Genomic DNA, 17,794 nt, shown 5'->3' on the forward strand with positions numbered 1-17,794 from the left:
ATTAAAAAGAACATTCGATATGAAATACATAAAAAATACATTGGTTTTCTTTGCTTTGATTGCGGGGCTTGCTGCTTGCAGTAGCGAACACGACAATTTGCAGGAATACGGAAATTATCCGCAAGACGGGGTGGTACGCATCAGCTCGATGGTGACAAAGGCTTTCTCACGTGCTTCCACGCCTTATGCCGGAAATACATTGGGACTTTGCCTTGAATATGGCGTTGGTGATAAATACAATACCGACATGGTGCGCTGGAATAATGTCAATGGCTCTTGGAAAGCTTCCAGCCAGATGTTGTGGAAAAACGCTACCGATCCGGTAAACGTGTATGCCTATGCACCTTTTCAAGTGAGTGCCACCGATGTGGAAAACTTGCCTTTTGCCATTGTTCCCGACCAGACTTCAGGTACTGAAGCAGCCGATTTGGTGTATGAATACATTTCGGGGTTTGTCCCTTCTACCGACTTGGATGCGAATACTCAGGCATTGAGCATAGATTTTAACCATGCCTTGGTAAAGCTTACCGTGAACATGATTTATGGAAACGAGTTTGATGGAAAGAACTTAACTGTAAAGAGCGTGAAACTCAACCAGACGGCAAGTTACATAAACTTTAATCTGACTACGGGTGAGGCTGTTATAGCTCCTGGCTACCAACCGCAAGACATATTGATGTATAAAGTGGCAGACGACAAGTATGAGGCCATATTTTATCCGTCGCAAGGGCAACAGCCGGGTGAGAAGATGATAGACGTGACCATGAGTAACGATAAAATCTATCAATACGTGGTTCCGACTTCCGGGCTTAACTTGGAGGCAGGCAAGGCTTACGAGATGAACTTGAGAATTGGTAAGGATAAAATGTTAATTTCTAACAATTTGTCTATTAATCCATGGGAGCCGGCAGAAGATTTAACCGGTGGTGAAGCCGAAAAAATATAGTAGACATACAGTTTTTAATATAGCGGACTCGAATAAGTGTTCATAAAAATAAACAGACCGCCATGGATGTGTATTCCAAGGGCGGTCTGTTTTCTTGTAAAGTAGCGTAAGTATATCCGCTGGCAATACGATGTGTACCAAGTTCAATTTTACTCTGTTATATATGTTTCAAAAAATTTTCTCCATTCACTCAATTCATGGAAATTTTCCTTGTAAAAAAGTTTGAAATCATCCATATTATTCAAACTTGCTGAAAGGTTGTCAGAACTTTCATGTCCATACATTCGAATTGGATCTACTGCAACTCTGATGTTCTTTTTCATAGCAATAAATTCAAGTTGAAGATGAAGGTGTGGAGTGTACTTGAATTTATGTCCGCTACTCCCTATCAAACCTATTATTTCATGTTGCCCAATTGCTAAATTTGATAGAGGTATATCAGTACAAATGAATCTGCGTAAAAACTTCTGGAAACATGAAAACTCCACGTTCACAGTCTTACAATGCATATATAATGAATGCAATACAAAACCATCCTCAGTAATAATATGAGGGTGGCGTATCACAATGTAATTGCCATTTATGTTTGCATATCCTGAATAATCTAATAGGCCCTTTTCAATAGGATTAAAGGGAGTTGTTTCAGGAGAATTGATGTCAATTCCTATATGAAAATAGTGAGGAGATCCTATAACTGGATGCCACCGCATCCCAAATCTTCCAAAATAAGGATTAATTAATTTTTCAAAATTTGGAACAGGTGCTTTAAACGATATTGTTTTCGCAACTGATGTATAAAAGTCATCCCAGAAAGCAGACTTTTTATCATTCGGTATATAATGTGTCTTTGGCACATTCAATCCTGGTCGTCTTACTATCTTATCTTCTATAGCAGGTAAAATCATAACTTAAAGCTGTTTTGAAATGAATCAAGGATATTATATATGATGTGTAAACAATTCTCACAGATAGTCAATGGCAAGTTATAGAAAAATTATCAATCCACAAGTAAGATTCAGGAAACATTCGATTCTCTTATTTTTCCAATGTGTGGTACCCTTCTTTAGATCGTATGAAATTCAACCTGTCCCTTCCAGACTTACCAGTGGAAATTTTATCCAAACTTCATACAATGTAAAAGTTGCGAATATTTTTCTAATTACCAATACGTTGAAGAATATTTATAATGAGGTATATCCTAAAATACCCCGAAATTCCATCGGGTTAATTTCGGGGCTCAATGAAAGATTATGCTTTATTGCTTCACGGGCAACTGGATCTCTGTCAACCACTCAAGGATGGATTCTTTGTTTCAAATGCCATCGATATAGCAAAAACGATGTCGATCGCTTAGTTCATAACCATTTGCTTTTCATAAACTTCATGCGCATTGGTTTACGATGCAAAAGTAAGCCCTGCCCCAAGGGACGAGTCAAGCGTTTTTGCAACTTTTTTATTTTATCTATTTGAAAGCGTAATTTCCTTTTCTAATCTCCTCTGAATTCTGTTTAATAATGACCGGATAATTATCCCGTGGAACAGTCTGATAACAAAGAAATACACTCGTCCGAACCAGTTATTGTATTTCACAACGGTGGTAATCCGAAGCTCCTGTTTGCCCTCTCGATATTCGCCACACCACATTGAAACGTGAAAATCCAAATGCTTGTCGGGCATTCCCCATATAATTTCATTCATACTTCTATCAGATACAAAATCTGAAAAACGACTTGTGGTATCCAATCCTAACGGTTTGACAATCGTGTTTCTCAATTTCAAGAGCCAATCTATCCAAATAGGGAATTGATTAAATGTCATATTAAAAAAGGCATCAGGTGTAATGCTCTCTTTTGTCATCACCTCTTTAGAGAATGAATCTGAATAGTCCGCGGGCAGATAGTTTGCAAGCAGGCTGTTTGTTGGGATCTCGTTCATATTAATACTCTTTGAATTACGAAGATAACACTTTAGGGCTGCTCCACCTACTTTTTCAGGTGAGCCCATTTCTGTTTGATTCCTAAAAGGAAAAAGCCTGCAAATATTTAATTTACAGGCTTTTCGCTTTCACATTTGGCGGAGAGGGAGGGATTCGAACCCCCGGTACCTCGCAGTACAACGGTTTTCAAGACCGCCGCAATCGACCACTCTGCCACCTCTCCAATGCGGATGCAAATATAGGTATTTTATTTTACTTTCAAAGCGATTTTTGTGTTTTTTTATTCAAGGTATATTTCAAGTAGAAATAACCGCAAACTCCAGCAAACAGGGAACCACCGATGATACCGATTTTGGCTTGGTTTAATAAAATGGCTCCTTCTGCCCCCATTCCCGAGTAGGAAAGGGTGGCGATGAACAGTGACACGGTAAATCCGATTCCACCTAATAAAGATACTCCGAAAAGAGAGTGCGTATCCATTTTGTCGGGCATGGTTAACCAACCGCATTTTATAAAAAGGTAGGTAAACGAGAAAATGCCGATGAGTTTTCCGAGTACAAGGGAAACAAAGATCGTTATCGATACGCCTTCCAGTGAGGCAAGCGTGAAACCTTCGAATGAGATACTGGCATTGGCAAACGCGAAAAGAGGCATGATCACGTAATTCACAAGGGTACGCAGGTCATCATCCATGGCTTGCAGGGGACTAACCACTTTATCCGAGGCCGACTCGATACTTTTTAATATAGAAAGTTCGGAGTTGCTTAATATGATGATCTCGCTTGAATTTTCCGGTAGCCTTTTTAAGCTTTCCCGAATACTATTCACGTACTTGTATATATGTAGTTTCGGACGGGCCGGTACGGTAAATGCCACGATAACTCCCGCGATCGTGGGATGAATCCCGGCATTGATGAACAGGCACCAAACGATAATACCGAAGAATATGAAAAACAATTTATTATGAATCCCTTGTCGTCCGCCGATGTACAAGAGTGCGACAATGATTATTGCGGCAATTAAATACTCCACGGTCAGATGCGAACTATAGAATAGGGCGATAACGATGATTCCGCCAATATCATCCACGACAGCGAAAGCAGTAAGGAAAATCTTCAAACTCAATGGAACTTTCTTACCCAAGAGTGAGAGAACACCTAGCGAGAATGCGATGTCCGTTGCCATAGGAATGGCAGCTCCCCGCATGACTAATCCGGGTTGACCGATCAGACTGAAGAGTAAGACCGGGACGATCATTCCCCCGCAAGCGGCCACTACCGGAAGCAGGGCTTTACGGGGTGACGAGAGTTCTCCGACAAGTAATTCTCGTTTGATCTCTAATCCTACCGAGAAGAAAAAGATGGCCATAAGAGCGTCGTTAATGAAATCCAGTAAGGTCATCGGATGGCCATCATGACGATCAAACAGGTTGAACTCCCCGATCGTGAGTGTGATGTTTTTAGAAAATAAAATATTGTAATATTCCCGTAAAGGAGAGTTTGCGATAATCATGGCGGCAAGAGCCACAAATAAAAGAACTATTCCTCCATTTATTTTCGTTTGAATAAATCTTCTAATGGAGAATTTAAATATTTCCTTAACCATTATCCTGTTTGTTGATTGTCAATATTGTTATGCTACAAATTTAATGAAAGTTATGTAAATTTCAAATAAAAAGCGTGTTTTCTGCACGTCGGGTTAAACCTTCTTCCAATTCGTGTTGGTGATATAAATACCCTGCGTCTTCATAATATTTCGCTTGCTTGGGACATTTCTTGATACATGCCCCGCATTTGATACAGATACCGGTAAATTCTCGTACATTATCATGACTGATAGATCCCATGGGACATACTTCCGCGCAAAGTTTGCAGTTGTCACAGCGGTCGTTCGTGAGTGGTTTCACTTTACGGATGTCTACCGGCTTCCCTTGCCGATCACGAGGGGTGTAATAGTTGCGATAGGGATAAGGGGTTCCGGAAACAAAGACGGGGTGCAAGAGTGTATCTGTTTCGTATTTTTCACTGATTTTCCGTACAAACTCATCCACGGTGTTCAGGTCTCTCGTGTCCGGTCTGTCTTTTGCCAGTATCCGGGAAAAAGAGTGTTCTCCCACGAATGCCCCCGCGGCTATCGTGTGTAACCCGTTGTTTTCAAGAATATCCCGTAATTCGATCAATGCGTCGTCGTAATCCCGGTTTCCGAAAAGCACGATGGGAATGACTAAAGCCCCGTTACCTTGTATCGTGTTCAAGTAGGGTAACAGTATGTTGGGAACTCGTCCGGCGTATACCGGGGTGCCAAACACCACGAGATTGCTGTCCGAGAATTGTAATGTTCGCATTCTTGCCTTGGGTAAGGTAAAATCATATTCTTCGAAGCGAGCCTTTAATCTCTTGGCAAGTCCTTTGGCCGTGGCGGTTGTGATTTTTCGAGTTGTTCCTGTCGGGCTGAAATACACGGCCCGTATCTTATTGATTCTTGTCATGGGTTGTATGATTTGAACCATTCGGCAAAACGGGCAATCCCTGTTTCGAGTGATATTTGTGGAGTGTACCCGTAGTCTTCCTGCAAGCGGGTGGTGTCGGCCCATGTCTGGTAAACGTCTCCCGGTTGCATCCCGACAAACTCTTTACGAGCCTCTTTTCCCAGGTTCTTTTCCAGCAAGTGGACGAAATCCATGAGCTGGACGGGAGTACCGTGTCCGATATTGTATATCGTGGCAGGAGTACCGGGTACATCTTCCCGTGGGATTCCCGCTGTTGACACGATTTTCTCAATGCCGGTCACGATATCCTCGACATAGGTGAAATCTCTGGAAAGATTTCCGTTATTGAATATGCGGATTACCTCGCCGTGTTGAATGGCGTTGGCAAAAAGCATGGGAGCCATGTCCGGGCGTCCGAAGGGGCCGTATACCGTGAAGAATCGTAATCCGATAGTTTGTATGCCGTAGAGATGAGCATAGGCATTTGCTATCAATTCGTCGCTTTTTTTCGTGGCGGCATAAATGCTGATTGGGTGATCCACGGTGTCCGTTTCCTTGAAAGGAACAGATTGGTTGTTCCCATACACGGAAGAAGATGAGGCATATATGAATTTTTTGCAATTTGTCTTTTTGCAGGCTTCCAGTAGATTGATGAATCCCATGATGTTGCTTTGCACGTAACTTTCCGGGTGTTTTAGGCTATACCGCACTCCGGCTTGTGCGGCAAGATTCACCACGCAATCGAAAGCATGGGTGGCGAATAATTTGTGGATGGCCTCGGTGTCACACAGGTCCAACTGGCAGAACGTGTAATTCGTGTTCCGGGAAGATACGATTTCTTTACCGGGGACGGGATGGTCTATGCCACAGGCGTGCAGTCGATCATGCTTCAAGGCGACATCGTAATAATGATTGATCGAATCGATTCCATAAACGGTGTGCCCTGCATCCAGTAGCTTCTGAACAAGATAAAAACCAATAAAACCCGCTGTTCCTGTAACTAAGACATTCATAATATCTGTTTTACGTTTTTAATACAATTTTTACGGCAACAAAAATACAAAATTACTTCATAAGTTTGCGTCCTTTCGGGGGGTTGTCCCGCGTGAAGTCCGGTATTTACGAGCCGAAAATGTCGGGCTTCAGTTCCACGGGTACGATCTGGTTTGCCAAGGCAGGATCGTAGGGTATTTCCACTCGGATGTAATTGTCCGTGAAGCCACCGATCGATCCGGCAATATCGCTTTCTTCAAATAGCACCGGGCGGGTTTGCCCCACGTGTGCCATGTAGAAATCGTGTAACTTTTGTTCGGAAATATCGAGGAGTGCATTCACCCGGCGATGCTTTTCCACTTGTGGGACGATATACGGGATGTCCAGGGCTTTTGTTCCGGAACGCTCCGAATAAGGGAACACGTGTAGCTGGGAAACATCTAGTCCGGCAATGAATTGTCGGGCATCTTCGAACGCTTCCGGCGTTTCTCCCCGCATTCCTGCGATCACGTCCACCCCGATAAAGGCATCGGGAATAAGTGTTTTGATCTCCTGCACTTTCTCGGCAAAAAGTTCTCGTTCGTAGCGTCTCCTCATTAAGTGTAGCACTTCGTTACTTCCGGATTGAAGAGGTATGTGAAAGTGGGGCATGAAACGCCGGGAGGTGGCCACGAAACGAATGATGTCATCTGTCAGCAGGTTGGGTTCGATGGAGGAGATGCGAAAACGCTGTATCTCTTCCAGTTCGTCCAGTCTCCGTACCAAATCGAGGAATGTTTCTCCTGTTTCTCTTCCGAAATCTCCTGTATTTACTCCCGTGAGAATGATTTCCTTGATACCCTTGGAAGCCACGTCTCGGGCAGCCTTGATCACGTCTTGAATGGTGGCACTACGGCTACGTCCACGAGCAAAGGGGATGGTGCAGTAAGAACAGAAGTAGTCGCACCCGTCTTGAATTTTCAGAAAGCACCGGGTCCTGTCACCGTACGAGTAGGCAATATCGAAGTTCTTGACTCCGAAAATATCGCAGGAATGCGGTTCGTGTCGTTCCTGCTCTTCGAGGTGGTTCAAGTAGTGAGCCACGTTGAACTTGTCACGTGCGTTGAGTACCAGGTGAACACCTTCGATCTTCATGATTTCCTGTGCTCGAAGTTGGGCATAACAACCGACCACAACAATGTAGGCCCCGGGATTTCGGTGGATGATTTTTCGAATCATCTGCCGTCCTTTCTTCTCTGCAATATCCGTGACACTACACGTGTTAATCACGAATATATCCGCCCCATCTTTTTCTCCCACGGTCACGGCTCCTTCTTGTTCGAGGCTGTGCTTGATGGTGGATGTCTCGGAGAAATTCAATTTGCATCCCAACGTGATATATGCCACCTTCTTCCCAACAATATTCATATGCGATCTACTTTAAATTTGCTAGTGAGGGGCAAAGATAGAGTTTTTTCATTTTTTATCCATGAATTCCTCGTATAAAGCTACGGAACCATAATGCCATAATTTCGTGTTTTCTTTTTCTAAGGCTCTGTAAGTGTTGGAATGATAGAATTGTCGGATAGCATCTATAATTGAACCGCCATGTTCTTTTATATACAGTTGTACAAAAAGGCTGACTTTAGAAGGTATTAACAAGTAAAGATTTTTATCTGTAATTTCTCGGTTCATTTGAATATCTCCTTTACTTTTAGAAAGGTTAAGTATGATAGTGATCGTTTCGTGTGAAACAGGTATTGATCCACTAAAAGATATGTCTTGAGTTCTTGAATTAGTTCTTGTTTATTGAGTAAACCACCTTCATACAGTGCGAAGGCTGCATAAACACGATCGTTTGCAACCGGACCGTGAACAATATCGTAATTGTGGCGATAATCTTTGTTCGTTCGGTTTTCCATTACGAAATCCAACCATTCTTCAGTGGGTTCTGTAAAACGCAATACGTTTAATTTTTCTGTAGAAGATAAATCGAATTCGTATATATTAACAATCCCTTTTTCATTCCTTTCTCTAATTTTTCGTTTTACCCATAGTTCTGCTTGTTCTTCGGAAGTTGTGGTATAGAATCCCATTCCGTAGTCCAATGTTCGGTTAGCTAGTCGGATTTGTGGTTCTTTCACGATTTCTAAACTACCATGGTATAGTTTCATTGATTTGCCTTTTTTTGTTTTGTAATGTATTCTTTGATTTCTTCCATCAGCCATTGTTGGCTTTGTGTGTGTAATACTTCAAAGTTATCCGATAAATATGATAATACATTATATTTCTCGAACAAGCAGATTGTCTCTTCACCAGATAATCCTTGTTTCATTTTGTATTGTTCAATACAAAATGAAAGGAAATAGGCTATATCTAATTTTTTTTTATCCATAATAATGTTGTTCTCTCGAAATCATTTGCTTACCATGTGTTCGTACATTTGCAAATGTACGAAATTTATAATGAATGAGAGCATGGAAATTGGAGTTTTGACTCTTTTGTCCATGTTTTTCATTTTTTGAACCACTCTCTTTCAGTGTATGAACGTCATGGGTATAAAATGAAAAATCTTTTTCTATCTTTGCCCAAAGAATAGAAAAAAGCCAATGAAATACTACGTTATTGCGGGAGAGGCCTCGGGTGATTTGCATGCCTCTAATTTGATCAAGGGATTGAAAAAGTTTGATACGGATGCGGAAATCCGCGGATGGGGAGGTGATTTGATGCGGGAGGCCGGATGTGAGATCGTTCGTCATTACAAGGATACGGCCATCATGGGTTTCTTGACCGTCTTGAAAAATCTGGACAAAATCAAGGCGAATATCGAGGCCTGTCACCAAGATATTCTGGCATGGCGGCCGGATGTCGTGATTCTCGTGGACTACGGTGGTTTTAATCTCCGGGTGGCTAAATTTATCAAGGAAGCGGGCATCCCCGTATTCTATTACATCTCCCCGAAGATTTGGGCTTGGAACACGGGACGGGTAAAGAAAATCAAGCGGCTGGTGGACCGGATGTTCGTGATTTTCCCGTTTGAGGTAGATTTTTATGCCCGCTATGATTATCCCGTGCAATATGCCGGCAATCCGTTGGTAGACGCTATTCACGATCGTCCTTGCAAGGACGAAACCTTCAACGAGTTCGTGCAGGTAAATGGCCTTTCCGGTAAACCGATTATCGCTTTGGTGGCGGGCAGTCGTTCACAGGAATTGAAACACGTGTTGCCGAAAATGCTGACCATGGTGAAACATTTCCCCGACCACGAGTTTGTGATAGCGGGGGCTCCTTCTATGAGTGACGCGGATTATGCTCCTTATTTGCAGCATGTAAAAGTGAGGATTGTTTACGGGCAAACCTACCGGTTGGTGCGACAGGCCCGTGCGGCGCTCGTTACTTCGGGAACGGCCACGCTGGAAACCGCTATTTTGCGGACACCCCAGGTAGTTTGTTACAGCGGGGAGGGGGGGGCGTTGAGTTATTTCCTGTTTAAGACCTTCGTTAAGGTGAAATATATCTCGTTGGTAAACCTGATTGCCGGGCGGGAAGTAGTCACCGAGTTGTTGATGCAGAAATTGAACGAGAAGAATCTGTTGAGAGAACTATCGCGTATTATTTCGGATGGGAAAAAACGGAATCAAATGCTGGCAGGATACGACGAGGTGAACCAAAAGTTGGGCAATGCCGGGGCATCCGAGCGATTTGCCCGCGTGATGATTGACGAGTTATCCCGCTTTCGAGAGTAAATGGATATCATAAACTCCTTTCGTTTTGTCGGAAAAGGAAACGTTGTCCGTCAAAGTACGGTTCGATGAGCTCGAATCGTATAAACTTGGCTAACGTGTTTTCGGCCTTCGGGCGGGGAATCTTTGCCAAACGACAATACTGATTCAGTGTAATAGAGTCGTGTGAAGAAAGGTAATCCAATAGCACCTGTTCCGCTTCCGTGTAATGTACGAATGCACCTTTGGGGGTTCCGGCCTGTTGCCATACTTTGATATGCACGGGCGTGGCAAGTATGTTTTCATCCAGAATCCGGATGTAAGCCCACCAGTGGTTATCGTGATCCTTGGCGTAATAGGGCTTTTGTTCACCCGGCGGAACGATGACTTCGAGAACCGTACGCCCTTCCACGATGTGTACGTGCATTTCACAATCAATTGATGGTTTACAATAAAGCTTCGCGGCGGCCTCGATCATGTACACCTCCTCTTCCGAGTGTACGCCGGCAATCTTGCCGTTATCCTTTACCCCCACGAGCAAGCGTCCCCCGTCCGTGTTGGAGAATGCGGAAAGAGATTTGGCGATCTTGCGGGCATCGGAAATCTCGAACTTGAAATCCTGTTGCTGGTGTTCTCCTTCTGCTATCCGGTCGTGTATATAGTCGGTTTTTGATTGAATCATAGTTTGGTCATTTTTCTTCGCTTGCAAAGATATTGTAATCGGATGGTATTATCAACAAGCTACCCCCTCCAACTTTCCCTTACACAGGGGAGTTGGAGGGGGTAGGGGAGGTAGTCGTTAAAAGACTGACTTGTTAGACACTCCCATCCGGTGGTATGGATTAATTTCCCAAAAAGAATCTCAAATCATCATCCACCGTTGTGATTCCGGCAATCCCGAATTTTTCCACGAGCACTTTCGCCACGTTGGGAGAAAGGAATCCGGGCAAAGTCGGTCCGAGGTGGATGTTTTTCACGCCAAGATAGAGCAGGGCTAACAACACGATGACAGCTTTCTGTTCATACCAAGCGATATTGTAAACGATAGGTAATTCATTAATGTCTTTTACCCCGAAAATCTCTTTCAGTTTCAAGGCAATGACCGCTAGAGAGTAACTATCGTTACATTGTCCTGCATCCAGTACTCTCGGAATACCGTTAATATCCCCGAGGGGTAGTTTGTTGTAACGGTACTTGGCACATCCTGCGGTAAGGATCACCGTGTCTTTCGGGAGTTTTCGGGCAAACTCGGTGTAATACTCCCGGCTTTTCATCCGACCGTCACATCCGGCCATGACGAAGAATTTGCGGATAGCCCCGGACTTCACGGCCTCCACGATCTTGTCTGCCAGTGCAAACACTTGATTGTGGGCAAATCCACCGATAATACTTCCGCTTTCGATGGCTTCCGGTGCCGGGCATCTTTTAGCGTGTTCGATGATTTCACTGAAATCTTTCGGTTGTCCGGGCTTGCGCTCGATATGTTTGAACCCGGGGAATCCTGTCGATCCGGTCGTGTACACCCGATCCTTGTAATTTGCATCCGGATGTGGGGGAACGATACAGTTCGTGGTAAATAGCATCGGACCGTTGAAATGTTGGAATTCATACACTTGTCTCCACCAGGAGTTCCCGTAATTCCCGGCGAAATGTTTGTATTTCTTGAATGCCGGATAGTAGTGGGCGGGAAGCATCTCGCTGTGGGTGTAGACGTCCACTCCCGTGCCTTCCGTTTGTTCCAGAAGTTCATACAGGTCCCGCAGGTCGTGACCGCTGACAAGGATACCGGGATTTTTCCGTACACCGATCTCTACTTTCGTGATTTCCGGGTTCCCGTAAGTATCCGTGTTCGCTTTGTCGAGCAGGGCCATGGCGTCAACACCATTTTTACCGCATTCCAATACCATTTGCACGAGTTGATCGGCCGACAGCGGAAGCGTCGTGGCTACCAACCCCCGGTCAATAAATTCGTAGATGGATGGGTTCTCGTGCCCTAAATTATGGGCGTGTTCCGTGTAAGCCGCCATCCCCTTCATCCCGTAGGTAAGCATCTCTCTTAAAGAACGGATATCCTCGTTTTCAGTGGAGAGAACTCCCACGTGTCCGGCTTTCGATTCCATTTCTTCCAGCGTGTCGGCCGTCCAAAAGGCTCCCTCGAAAGTAATCTTTTCGGGATTCCCGCCTTTTTCAAGGAAAGTTTGTTTTAACTGTTCTCGTAATTTGATGGCCTCTTTGATTTTTTCCACGAAACGTTGCTTGTCAAAGTTCGCGTTCGTGATCGTCATAAACAAACCGTCGAGGATAAAGCGATCAGCCGAATGGTCAACGGCATCAAGGGCTCTGAGTTGCACCCGGTAGTGGGCGATACCTTTCAGAACGAATAGCAGTAAATCTTGTAAATTGGCAACGTCCGATGTTTTTCCGCATACGCCGCGGACCGTACATCCGGTTCCTTTTGCAGTTTCTTGGCATTGATAACAAAACATTTTTTCCATGGTCTAGTGTATTTGATAAATAACTTCTTTCATTGTTTGTCGCGAATGTACGTGAGCAACAAAACAATAGTTGTAATATAAATTACAAACGTGAATTTAATTTTCAATAATTTATACGAGCGAGGATGAAAAAGGTTAAAAGTGAGATAAGGTCTTAAAGAAGAAAATGATACATTTGTATATCATTAAAAAGATGACAGACAATGGATATAGCACGACTTTTCGATTGCCCTTTATGCCTGGGAATACCCGAACGGGAAAGGGAACAATTTTTAGAAGGATTGGATTATAGCGTGAAGAGCTACATGAAAGGAGACGTGGTTTTCCGGCAGGGCGACGTGTGCCGTTTCCTGTATATTTTGTTGGAAGGGGAAGTCGAGGCGGAAATGACGGATGATTCGGGAGCCATGTTGCGGATCGAGACCATTCGGGCACCGAGAGCGCTTGCCCCGGCATTCCTCTTTGCCGAGGACAATCATTTCCCGGTGACGGCAACCGTTTTGGAAAAGGCCGACGTGTTTATCGCCGCGAAAGAATCCGTGTTCCGACAGATGGGACGTTATGAAAGTTTCCTGCGTAATTTCCTGTCTGTAAACGCGAACCGGACAACTTTCCTCACCGGACGTTTGCAATTTCTGTCATTCAAAACAATTCGAGGAAAATTGATCCATTATATTCTGGAACTAGCCTCACCCGATAAGAAAAAAGTGTTGTTGGAAAAGTCACAGCAAGAATTGGCCGAGTATTTCGGGGTAACTCGTCCGGCACTGGCCAAAGTGTTGTACGAACTGGCTGACGAGGGAATGATTTCCGTGAATCGTCGGGAGATCATCATCCTGGATCGGGAGAAAATGCGGGGGGCCTTGAATTAACCGTTACGCTGTCCGCTACCACCTCCGTCTTCCCCTGCCTAAGGAGTAGTACCCCAAAAGGGATGGGAAGGGAGAACAGAGGAGGTGCTGGCACTCTAGCCAAAAACGGAGAGTATCCCAACTCTCCCCCTGTGTAAGGGGGAGTTGGAGGGGGTAGTAACGAAAGGAGTTCTATCCGAAAAAAGAGTTTTTTCCCCCCTTCCAAATTACTTACTTCTTTTTTGCCAACCGTTCATCCAGCCAAGCTTTCAACTCGTGCTTATCTTTTGCTTTTCCCACGATTTTTCCATCGGGGTCGATCAGCATGAGCGTTGGCAAATAGGGTATAGCGTATAAAGTAGCTATTTTGGCAGGTCTATTGCGGATAGGGAATTCATCGATGACTTGCAGCCAGGGAAGTTGATCTTCTTCCAACGCTTTCAGCCAGTTGTCTTTCCTGCTATCATTCGTGATCCCGAGTATTTCAACTCCTTTTTTGTGGTATTCCGCGTATAGTTTTTTCATTTCAGGGAAAGAAGCTCTACAAGGACGACACCAAGAAGCCCAGAAATCCAAAATCACGTATTTCCCTCGCAAATCGGACAAGGATAATTTCGTTCCATCGGGCGTTTCCAACGTGAAGTCTGGAGCTGGCATACCCGGTTGCACCCGAATTCTTGCAGCGATTTCTTCTCTAACATCTTCAGCAAATGAACTGTTCTGTACTTTAGGCGACAAGGCATTAAATACCTGTTCCAACTCTGCCAGTTCCATATTATTTTGAAGGAAGTTTAGATAATATGCCACTGATTCTACCGTATCGTTTTTCAATATCAGTTCTTTCTGTTGTTTCTGCACCTCGTTATTGAATTGTTCGGTGATCGCCTCGGTTTCTGCTTGATATTTGTAGAAGGCTTCTTTGTCCTCCCCATTCCGGAGTTCATTCAATTTAGCTTGAACTTTTGCGTATTCCTTAAAGCGAGGTTCTTGCATCAACTTTTGGCGAATGTTACTGATTTTCTGGAATACTTTTTCATTTAGTGAACCTGTCACTTGAACATTCGGTATATTCCGGTAGCCGTATTGATCGATAACGTCAGCCCATTTACCGGCAAGAGTAAGCGGGTTGTTCTCTCCAATGAAACCCAAGGATGCCGGTTGCTCTTTATCCGGGCAAACTTGAATACTGATCCAGGAGGGAGCTTCTAATTTTCCCGTGAAAGTAAAGACCCCGTTTTTCATCTTTACCGTGTCACCCGTTGTGGGTTCTTCTCTCCCGACAGGGAGTGTCAGAATGGCAACGCCATTCCCTGCACCTTCAATGTTGCCTTTGATTTGATAACCCTCCGTGTTGGATTGACAGGCTACAACCGTAAGCCCGATTAATCCGATAAATGTCATTTTGTTCATTTTCCAAATATTTCAATTAGTTTTTGATCCAAGTTTTCATGAGGTTCACCACCACCGCCGTAGCGGGCGATAATGTTTCCGTTTTTGTCGATTAATATTTTGGTTGGTAGGGTATGGATCCCGTACCATTCTCCGATATCCTCACTTTTGTCATATCCCGTTGCCGTGTGTTTCATCCCGCTTAACACGTGATGGAAATGTCCGATTCCATCTTGTTCAACAGCTTGACGCCATCTGTCAGGAGAAGAGTCGTCGGATGCGATGCACACGATTTCAAGTCCCAGCGGGGCATATTTCTCGTGTAAGGCTTTCAAGTGCGGGTTACCCTTGCGGCAGGGAATACACCAACTGGCCCAGAAATCCAAAATGACATATTTTTTGCCTTTCAGTTCTTCAAGATTAAACATTTTGTCGTTAATATCTTTCCGGCTGAACATGATTGCGGGACTACCGGGAGAACCTTGTTTCAGTTTTTTTATTTCTTCTGCAATCTCTTTACCCGAACGACTGTTTTTTACTCGTTCCGTCCAATGATTGTAAGCACTTTCAACTTGATCGACAGGTAACGACATCAACCGGAACCGCATGAGGTGAGGGGATAAATAAGAGTCTGTATGGGTTCGGATAAACTCATCCGTGATTACCTCCATACGTTCATTGTAAGGTTCAAATTGTTCGCGGATGGCAGCGGCCTTTTCATGATCTTTTTCTGCCATGTAAGCCTCCGTAAGTGGTTGCATCTCTTCCCTGATGGGTGCTTGCTGACGATTTAACTCTTGCTCCTCGTCGTTTGTCTTCGAGCCGGAGAGCTTGAATTGCTTGAATGCACCAAGGGTTATTTCCAAGTGCATATCGGTAGCTTCAATCCAAAAATTCGTGAGATTGGGGTCGTCCATGCGATTGATCGTGGAATCCAAACATAAAAAGACATTTGTCGGTTCGGAGATCATGCCTTCCAGTTTAAACTTCCCATGTTCTACCGGAATCGTCTTTTTTAGGTATTTTTCATGATTATCCGTGTAGCCGAAAAAGAGGCTTCCGGAAGTCATTCCTTTAATTTCTCCATGGATTGTGAACTTGTTGTTTTGTGCGTGGAGTGTTGTTACACCTAGGAATAGGATAAAAATTGAGATTAAAATTTGTTTTTTCATGTGCGTTTTATTAGTGTTTCCTATATCAAAATTTTAAGTAATATAATGAAGGTATTAGTATCTAAAATGATCTCTTCTTGTCATCCAACCTGTTAATTGACAATGAATATCATTCCCGTAATCATATTCCGGTAAAAAAGTACGCATCAAAACAATAGGGGTGGTGTCATAAGGAGATTTGGGATAAAGAGTGATAGTCACTTTATAGTAAAATTTACCAGATCCCATACCAGGGGTTCCTGTAAAAACGGGAATGCCCGGAATCACGGGGGGATGTCCTAATATGCCATCGTATAAATCATAAAACTGTCGTTCTGTTAATCCTCCCCAGCCTTCTGTGCCACAAGAAACGAATCCTCTTATATTTTCGACTTTTCCCCTTAAGTGTAAAGAACCATCAAAAACCATAATAGAAGTATCGGTATAAAACTGTTCATCGCTTCCTTTCATTCCGTAACACCAATTCTCGTTTTGGGAAAAATCATTTAAACAAAAAGGATTATAGTATTGAGGTTTTTTATTTTTTTCCTCAAAGATGCATCGAATTTCTGTATCGTAATGTTCAATTAACTCTAAAACAGTTGGATTTATTTTAATTTTTAGTGAGTCAGGATAGAAATAGTATAATTCTTCCTGATGAAAATTATAGAGTTCATATTTATTGTATTGCGAGTGTGGTGTATTGTTCGATAATCCCCATAAGGTTTTGGGGTATACGTGAATTTTAGGTAATTTTTCAACGCCCCATACACCAAGAGGTTTATCGTAAGATGGCAAAAATGAATCATTTGAATTTTTTACACAACCAGGTAAGGGGTTATTGGCTAAAGGTAAAATGTTGGGAGTATTTAATGATTCTATATTTCCACTTAAAGTAACATTACCTAGCGTTGTTATTTGAACACTACTACTATAGGTATTGTCTTGTTTACCGACAAGGGAACCTAAGAACCACTTTGCTCCACTTGATACGAGGGAAGAAACACCACCGTTTATAATATTGGTCACTGTTTTTCCTAATGAACTTTTTTCTAATTTTTTTTCAACGAAATTTTTCGCACCATTTCCCACAGCTTTAGATGCGTTATTCACCCAGTTTGGATATTGTGAGCCTAATTGAGTTACAATTGTGCCGTCTGATTCTAAATTAATAGCACCATGTAAATCAATATTGCCATTGGTTTTGTTGTATGCGCTAATACTAAACTGAGAATTTGTATTCTTTATTTGATCATCATAAGCTAATTCGACATCGAAACAATTCCATCCTCTTGCTACAGATTTAGATGGAACAACAGTTAGATTTGTCACATAGACACTTGGATTGTTGAAACGTTTAGAGATTATCAGACTATTAGAGCCGATGCCATTAAACAGAGATGTAGAACTGTTTAATGTTACTTTCCAAAAAGTTGTACTTGCTATTGTTACATCATAATTGTTGTAATAGAAGGTTCTTAATATACCAGTAAATTTATTATAGAAGATGATATAATTTTTACCTATTTCTCCCGGTGAAATATTTATACAATAATTGTATACCATTTCCCAACCATCTTCTGGTCTATAGTCATGTAGCATATAAGAAGGAATTTGAGTACTTGCTCCATTATACCAAGGCAATGTTACTGGAGTATTTATTCCCAATAGAGAAATATTTGTTGTATCCCACCATTTAAATACAGGAGAAGTTATTGGGGTTATGGAACGAGAGCACAAATTTGAGTCCATGCTGTTTTCACTTACTATAAGATTCTCATGAAAATCGCATGAGAAAAAGATATATAGACAGAGGAATAGAAACCAATTTTTCATACCATGTT

General features: G+C 42.9%; 17 protein-coding genes and 1 tRNA gene. 3 read left to right on the forward strand and 15 right to left on the reverse strand.

Annotation, left to right across the window (positions count from 1 at the left end; genetic code table 11):
* Positions 1-19: 19 nt before the first annotated feature.
* Positions 20-946, forward strand: coding sequence for a fimbrillin family protein (locus D8S85_RS19845; RefSeq protein WP_127075591.1), 927 nt, complete (start codon positions 20-22; stop codon positions 944-946).
* A gap of 149 nt (positions 947-1,095) precedes the next feature.
* Here the strand turns inward: D8S85_RS19845 and D8S85_RS19850 are convergent, their stop codons facing one another.
* From D8S85_RS19850 to D8S85_RS19895, 10 genes are all read right to left on the reverse strand, one after another.
* Positions 1,096-1,851 (reverse strand): M23 family metallopeptidase, encoded by a 756-nt coding sequence (locus D8S85_RS19850; RefSeq protein ID WP_106624041.1) that lies wholly within the window; start codon positions 1,849-1,851, stop codon positions 1,096-1,098.
* A gap of 553 nt (positions 1,852-2,404) precedes the next feature.
* A complete protein-coding gene (locus D8S85_RS19855; protein ID WP_106625186.1) occupies positions 2,405-2,881 on the reverse strand; it encodes a DUF2867 domain-containing protein in 477 nt (158 codons plus the stop codon).
* A gap of 136 nt (positions 2,882-3,017) precedes the next feature.
* Positions 3,018-3,105 (reverse strand) — tRNA-Ser (locus D8S85_RS19860).
* Positions 3,106-3,140: 35 nt separating this feature from the next.
* The gene (gene nhaA / locus D8S85_RS19865; protein ID WP_106624042.1) at positions 3,141-4,487 is read right to left on the reverse strand and encodes a Na+/H+ antiporter NhaA; all 1,347 of its coding nucleotides are present in this window, start codon (positions 4,485-4,487) and stop codon (positions 3,141-3,143) included.
* 61 nt (positions 4,488-4,548) lie between these two features.
* Positions 4,549-5,370 carry an EFR1 family ferrodoxin gene (locus D8S85_RS19870; RefSeq protein WP_106624043.1) on the reverse strand — a complete coding sequence of 274 codons (822 nt, stop codon included), beginning with the start codon at positions 5,368-5,370 and terminating at the stop codon, positions 4,549-4,551.
* Positions 5,367-6,383 (reverse strand): GDP-mannose 4,6-dehydratase, encoded by a 1,017-nt coding sequence (locus tag D8S85_RS19875; RefSeq protein ID WP_127075593.1) that lies wholly within the window; start codon positions 6,381-6,383, stop codon positions 5,367-5,369. Before D8S85_RS19875 ends, D8S85_RS19870 begins: the two co-directional genes overlap by 4 nt.
* A 106-nt stretch (positions 6,384-6,489) precedes the next feature.
* On the reverse strand, positions 6,490-7,770 hold the full coding sequence (mtaB, locus tag D8S85_RS19880; RefSeq protein ID WP_106624045.1) for a tRNA (N(6)-L-threonylcarbamoyladenosine(37)-C(2))-methylthiotransferase MtaB: 1,281 nt from the start codon (positions 7,768-7,770) through the stop codon (positions 6,490-6,492).
* Positions 7,771-7,818: 48 nt separating this feature from the next.
* The gene (locus tag D8S85_RS19885) at positions 7,819-8,037 is read right to left on the reverse strand and encodes a hypothetical protein (protein ID WP_106624046.1); all 219 of its coding nucleotides are present in this window, start codon (positions 8,035-8,037) and stop codon (positions 7,819-7,821) included.
* Complete coding sequence (locus D8S85_RS19890; protein WP_106624047.1) at positions 8,034-8,516, reverse strand: DUF3990 domain-containing protein; 483 nt, start codon at positions 8,514-8,516, stop codon at positions 8,034-8,036. The genes D8S85_RS19885 and D8S85_RS19890 overlap by 4 nt, the downstream gene beginning before the upstream one ends.
* A complete protein-coding gene (locus D8S85_RS19895) occupies positions 8,513-8,737 on the reverse strand; it encodes a DUF3791 domain-containing protein (RefSeq protein WP_106624048.1) in 225 nt (74 codons plus the stop codon). The genes D8S85_RS19890 and D8S85_RS19895 overlap by 4 nt, the downstream gene beginning before the upstream one ends.
* Before the next feature lie 214 nt (positions 8,738-8,951).
* Between D8S85_RS19895 and lpxB the strand changes: the two genes are divergently transcribed.
* Positions 8,952-10,088 carry a lipid-A-disaccharide synthase gene (lpxB, locus tag D8S85_RS19900; protein ID WP_106624049.1) on the forward strand — a complete coding sequence of 379 codons (1,137 nt, stop codon included), beginning with the start codon at positions 8,952-8,954 and terminating at the stop codon, positions 10,086-10,088.
* 7 nt (positions 10,089-10,095) lie between these two features.
* Here the strand turns inward: lpxB and D8S85_RS19905 are convergent, their stop codons facing one another.
* Both D8S85_RS19905 and hcp read right to left on the reverse strand, forming a co-directional pair.
* The gene (locus D8S85_RS19905; protein ID WP_106624050.1) at positions 10,096-10,746 is read right to left on the reverse strand and encodes an AlbA family DNA-binding domain-containing protein; all 651 of its coding nucleotides are present in this window, start codon (positions 10,744-10,746) and stop codon (positions 10,096-10,098) included.
* A 160-nt stretch (positions 10,747-10,906) separates the two neighbouring features.
* Complete coding sequence (gene hcp / locus D8S85_RS19910; protein WP_106625187.1) at positions 10,907-12,550, reverse strand: hydroxylamine reductase; 1,644 nt, start codon at positions 12,548-12,550, stop codon at positions 10,907-10,909.
* Positions 12,551-12,762: 212 nt separating this feature from the next.
* Here hcp and D8S85_RS19915 point away from each other — a divergent pair, with 212 nt between their 5' ends.
* On the forward strand, positions 12,763-13,431 hold the full coding sequence (locus D8S85_RS19915) for a Crp/Fnr family transcriptional regulator (RefSeq protein WP_106624051.1): 669 nt from the start codon (positions 12,763-12,765) through the stop codon (positions 13,429-13,431).
* Between the two features lie 210 nt (positions 13,432-13,641).
* Here D8S85_RS19915 and D8S85_RS19920 read toward each other — a convergent pair whose 3' ends face one another.
* The 3 genes from D8S85_RS19920 to D8S85_RS19930 are packed head-to-tail and all read right to left on the reverse strand — an operon-like array spanning position 13,642 to position 17,786.
* The gene (locus tag D8S85_RS19920) at positions 13,642-14,820 is read right to left on the reverse strand and encodes a TlpA disulfide reductase family protein (protein WP_106624052.1); all 1,179 of its coding nucleotides are present in this window, start codon (positions 14,818-14,820) and stop codon (positions 13,642-13,644) included.
* A complete protein-coding gene (locus D8S85_RS19925; protein WP_127075595.1) occupies positions 14,817-15,971 on the reverse strand; it encodes a TlpA disulfide reductase family protein in 1,155 nt (384 codons plus the stop codon). Before D8S85_RS19925 ends, D8S85_RS19920 begins: the two co-directional genes overlap by 4 nt.
* A gap of 54 nt (positions 15,972-16,025) precedes the next feature.
* Entirely contained in the window at positions 16,026-17,786 is a 1,761-nt protein-coding gene (locus tag D8S85_RS19930) for a hypothetical protein (RefSeq protein WP_127075597.1), read from the reverse strand.
* Positions 17,787-17,794 lie beyond the last annotated feature (8 nt).

The organism is Butyricimonas faecalis (genome assembly GCF_003991565.1).
GTDB lineage: Bacteria > Bacteroidota > Bacteroidia > Bacteroidales > Marinifilaceae > Butyricimonas > Butyricimonas faecalis.

What these genes read in the sequence shown, in the direction of transcription:
- D8S85_RS19845 (WP_127075591.1), top strand. Translation starts at nt 20, where the DNA reads ATGAAATACATAAAAAATACATTGGTTTTCTTTGCTTTGATTGCGGGG.
- D8S85_RS19850 (WP_106624041.1), bottom strand. Translation starts at nt 1,851, where the DNA reads ATGATTTTACCTGCTATAGAAGATAAGATAGTAAGACGACCAGGATTG.
- D8S85_RS19855 (WP_106625186.1), bottom strand. Translation starts at nt 2,881, where the DNA reads ATGAACGAGATCCCAACAAACAGCCTGCTTGCAAACTATCTGCCCGCG.
- nhaA (WP_106624042.1), bottom strand. Translation starts at nt 4,487, where the DNA reads ATGGTTAAGGAAATATTTAAATTCTCCATTAGAAGATTTATTCAAACG.
- D8S85_RS19870 (WP_106624043.1), bottom strand. Translation starts at nt 5,370, where the DNA reads ATGACAAGAATCAATAAGATACGGGCCGTGTATTTCAGCCCGACAGGA.
- D8S85_RS19875 (WP_127075593.1), bottom strand. Translation starts at nt 6,383, where the DNA reads ATGAATGTCTTAGTTACAGGAACAGCGGGTTTTATTGGTTTTTATCTT.
- mtaB (WP_106624045.1), bottom strand. Translation starts at nt 7,770, where the DNA reads ATGAATATTGTTGGGAAGAAGGTGGCATATATCACGTTGGGATGCAAA.
- D8S85_RS19885 (WP_106624046.1), bottom strand. Translation starts at nt 8,037, where the DNA reads ATGAACCGAGAAATTACAGATAAAAATCTTTACTTGTTAATACCTTCT.
- D8S85_RS19890 (WP_106624047.1), bottom strand. Translation starts at nt 8,516, where the DNA reads ATGAAACTATACCATGGTAGTTTAGAAATCGTGAAAGAACCACAAATC.
- D8S85_RS19895 (WP_106624048.1), bottom strand. Translation starts at nt 8,737, where the DNA reads ATGGATAAAAAAAAATTAGATATAGCCTATTTCCTTTCATTTTGTATT.
- lpxB (WP_106624049.1), top strand. Translation starts at nt 8,952, where the DNA reads ATGAAATACTACGTTATTGCGGGAGAGGCCTCGGGTGATTTGCATGCC.
- D8S85_RS19905 (WP_106624050.1), bottom strand. Translation starts at nt 10,746, where the DNA reads ATGATTCAATCAAAAACCGACTATATACACGACCGGATAGCAGAAGGA.
- hcp (WP_106625187.1), bottom strand. Translation starts at nt 12,550, where the DNA reads ATGTTTTGTTATCAATGCCAAGAAACTGCAAAAGGAACCGGATGTACG.
- D8S85_RS19915 (WP_106624051.1), top strand. Translation starts at nt 12,763, where the DNA reads ATGGATATAGCACGACTTTTCGATTGCCCTTTATGCCTGGGAATACCC.
- D8S85_RS19920 (WP_106624052.1), bottom strand. Translation starts at nt 14,820, where the DNA reads ATGAACAAAATGACATTTATCGGATTAATCGGGCTTACGGTTGTAGCC.
- D8S85_RS19925 (WP_127075595.1), bottom strand. Translation starts at nt 15,971, where the DNA reads ATGAAAAAACAAATTTTAATCTCAATTTTTATCCTATTCCTAGGTGTA.
- D8S85_RS19930 (WP_127075597.1), bottom strand. Translation starts at nt 17,786, where the DNA reads ATGAAAAATTGGTTTCTATTCCTCTGTCTATATATCTTTTTCTCATGC.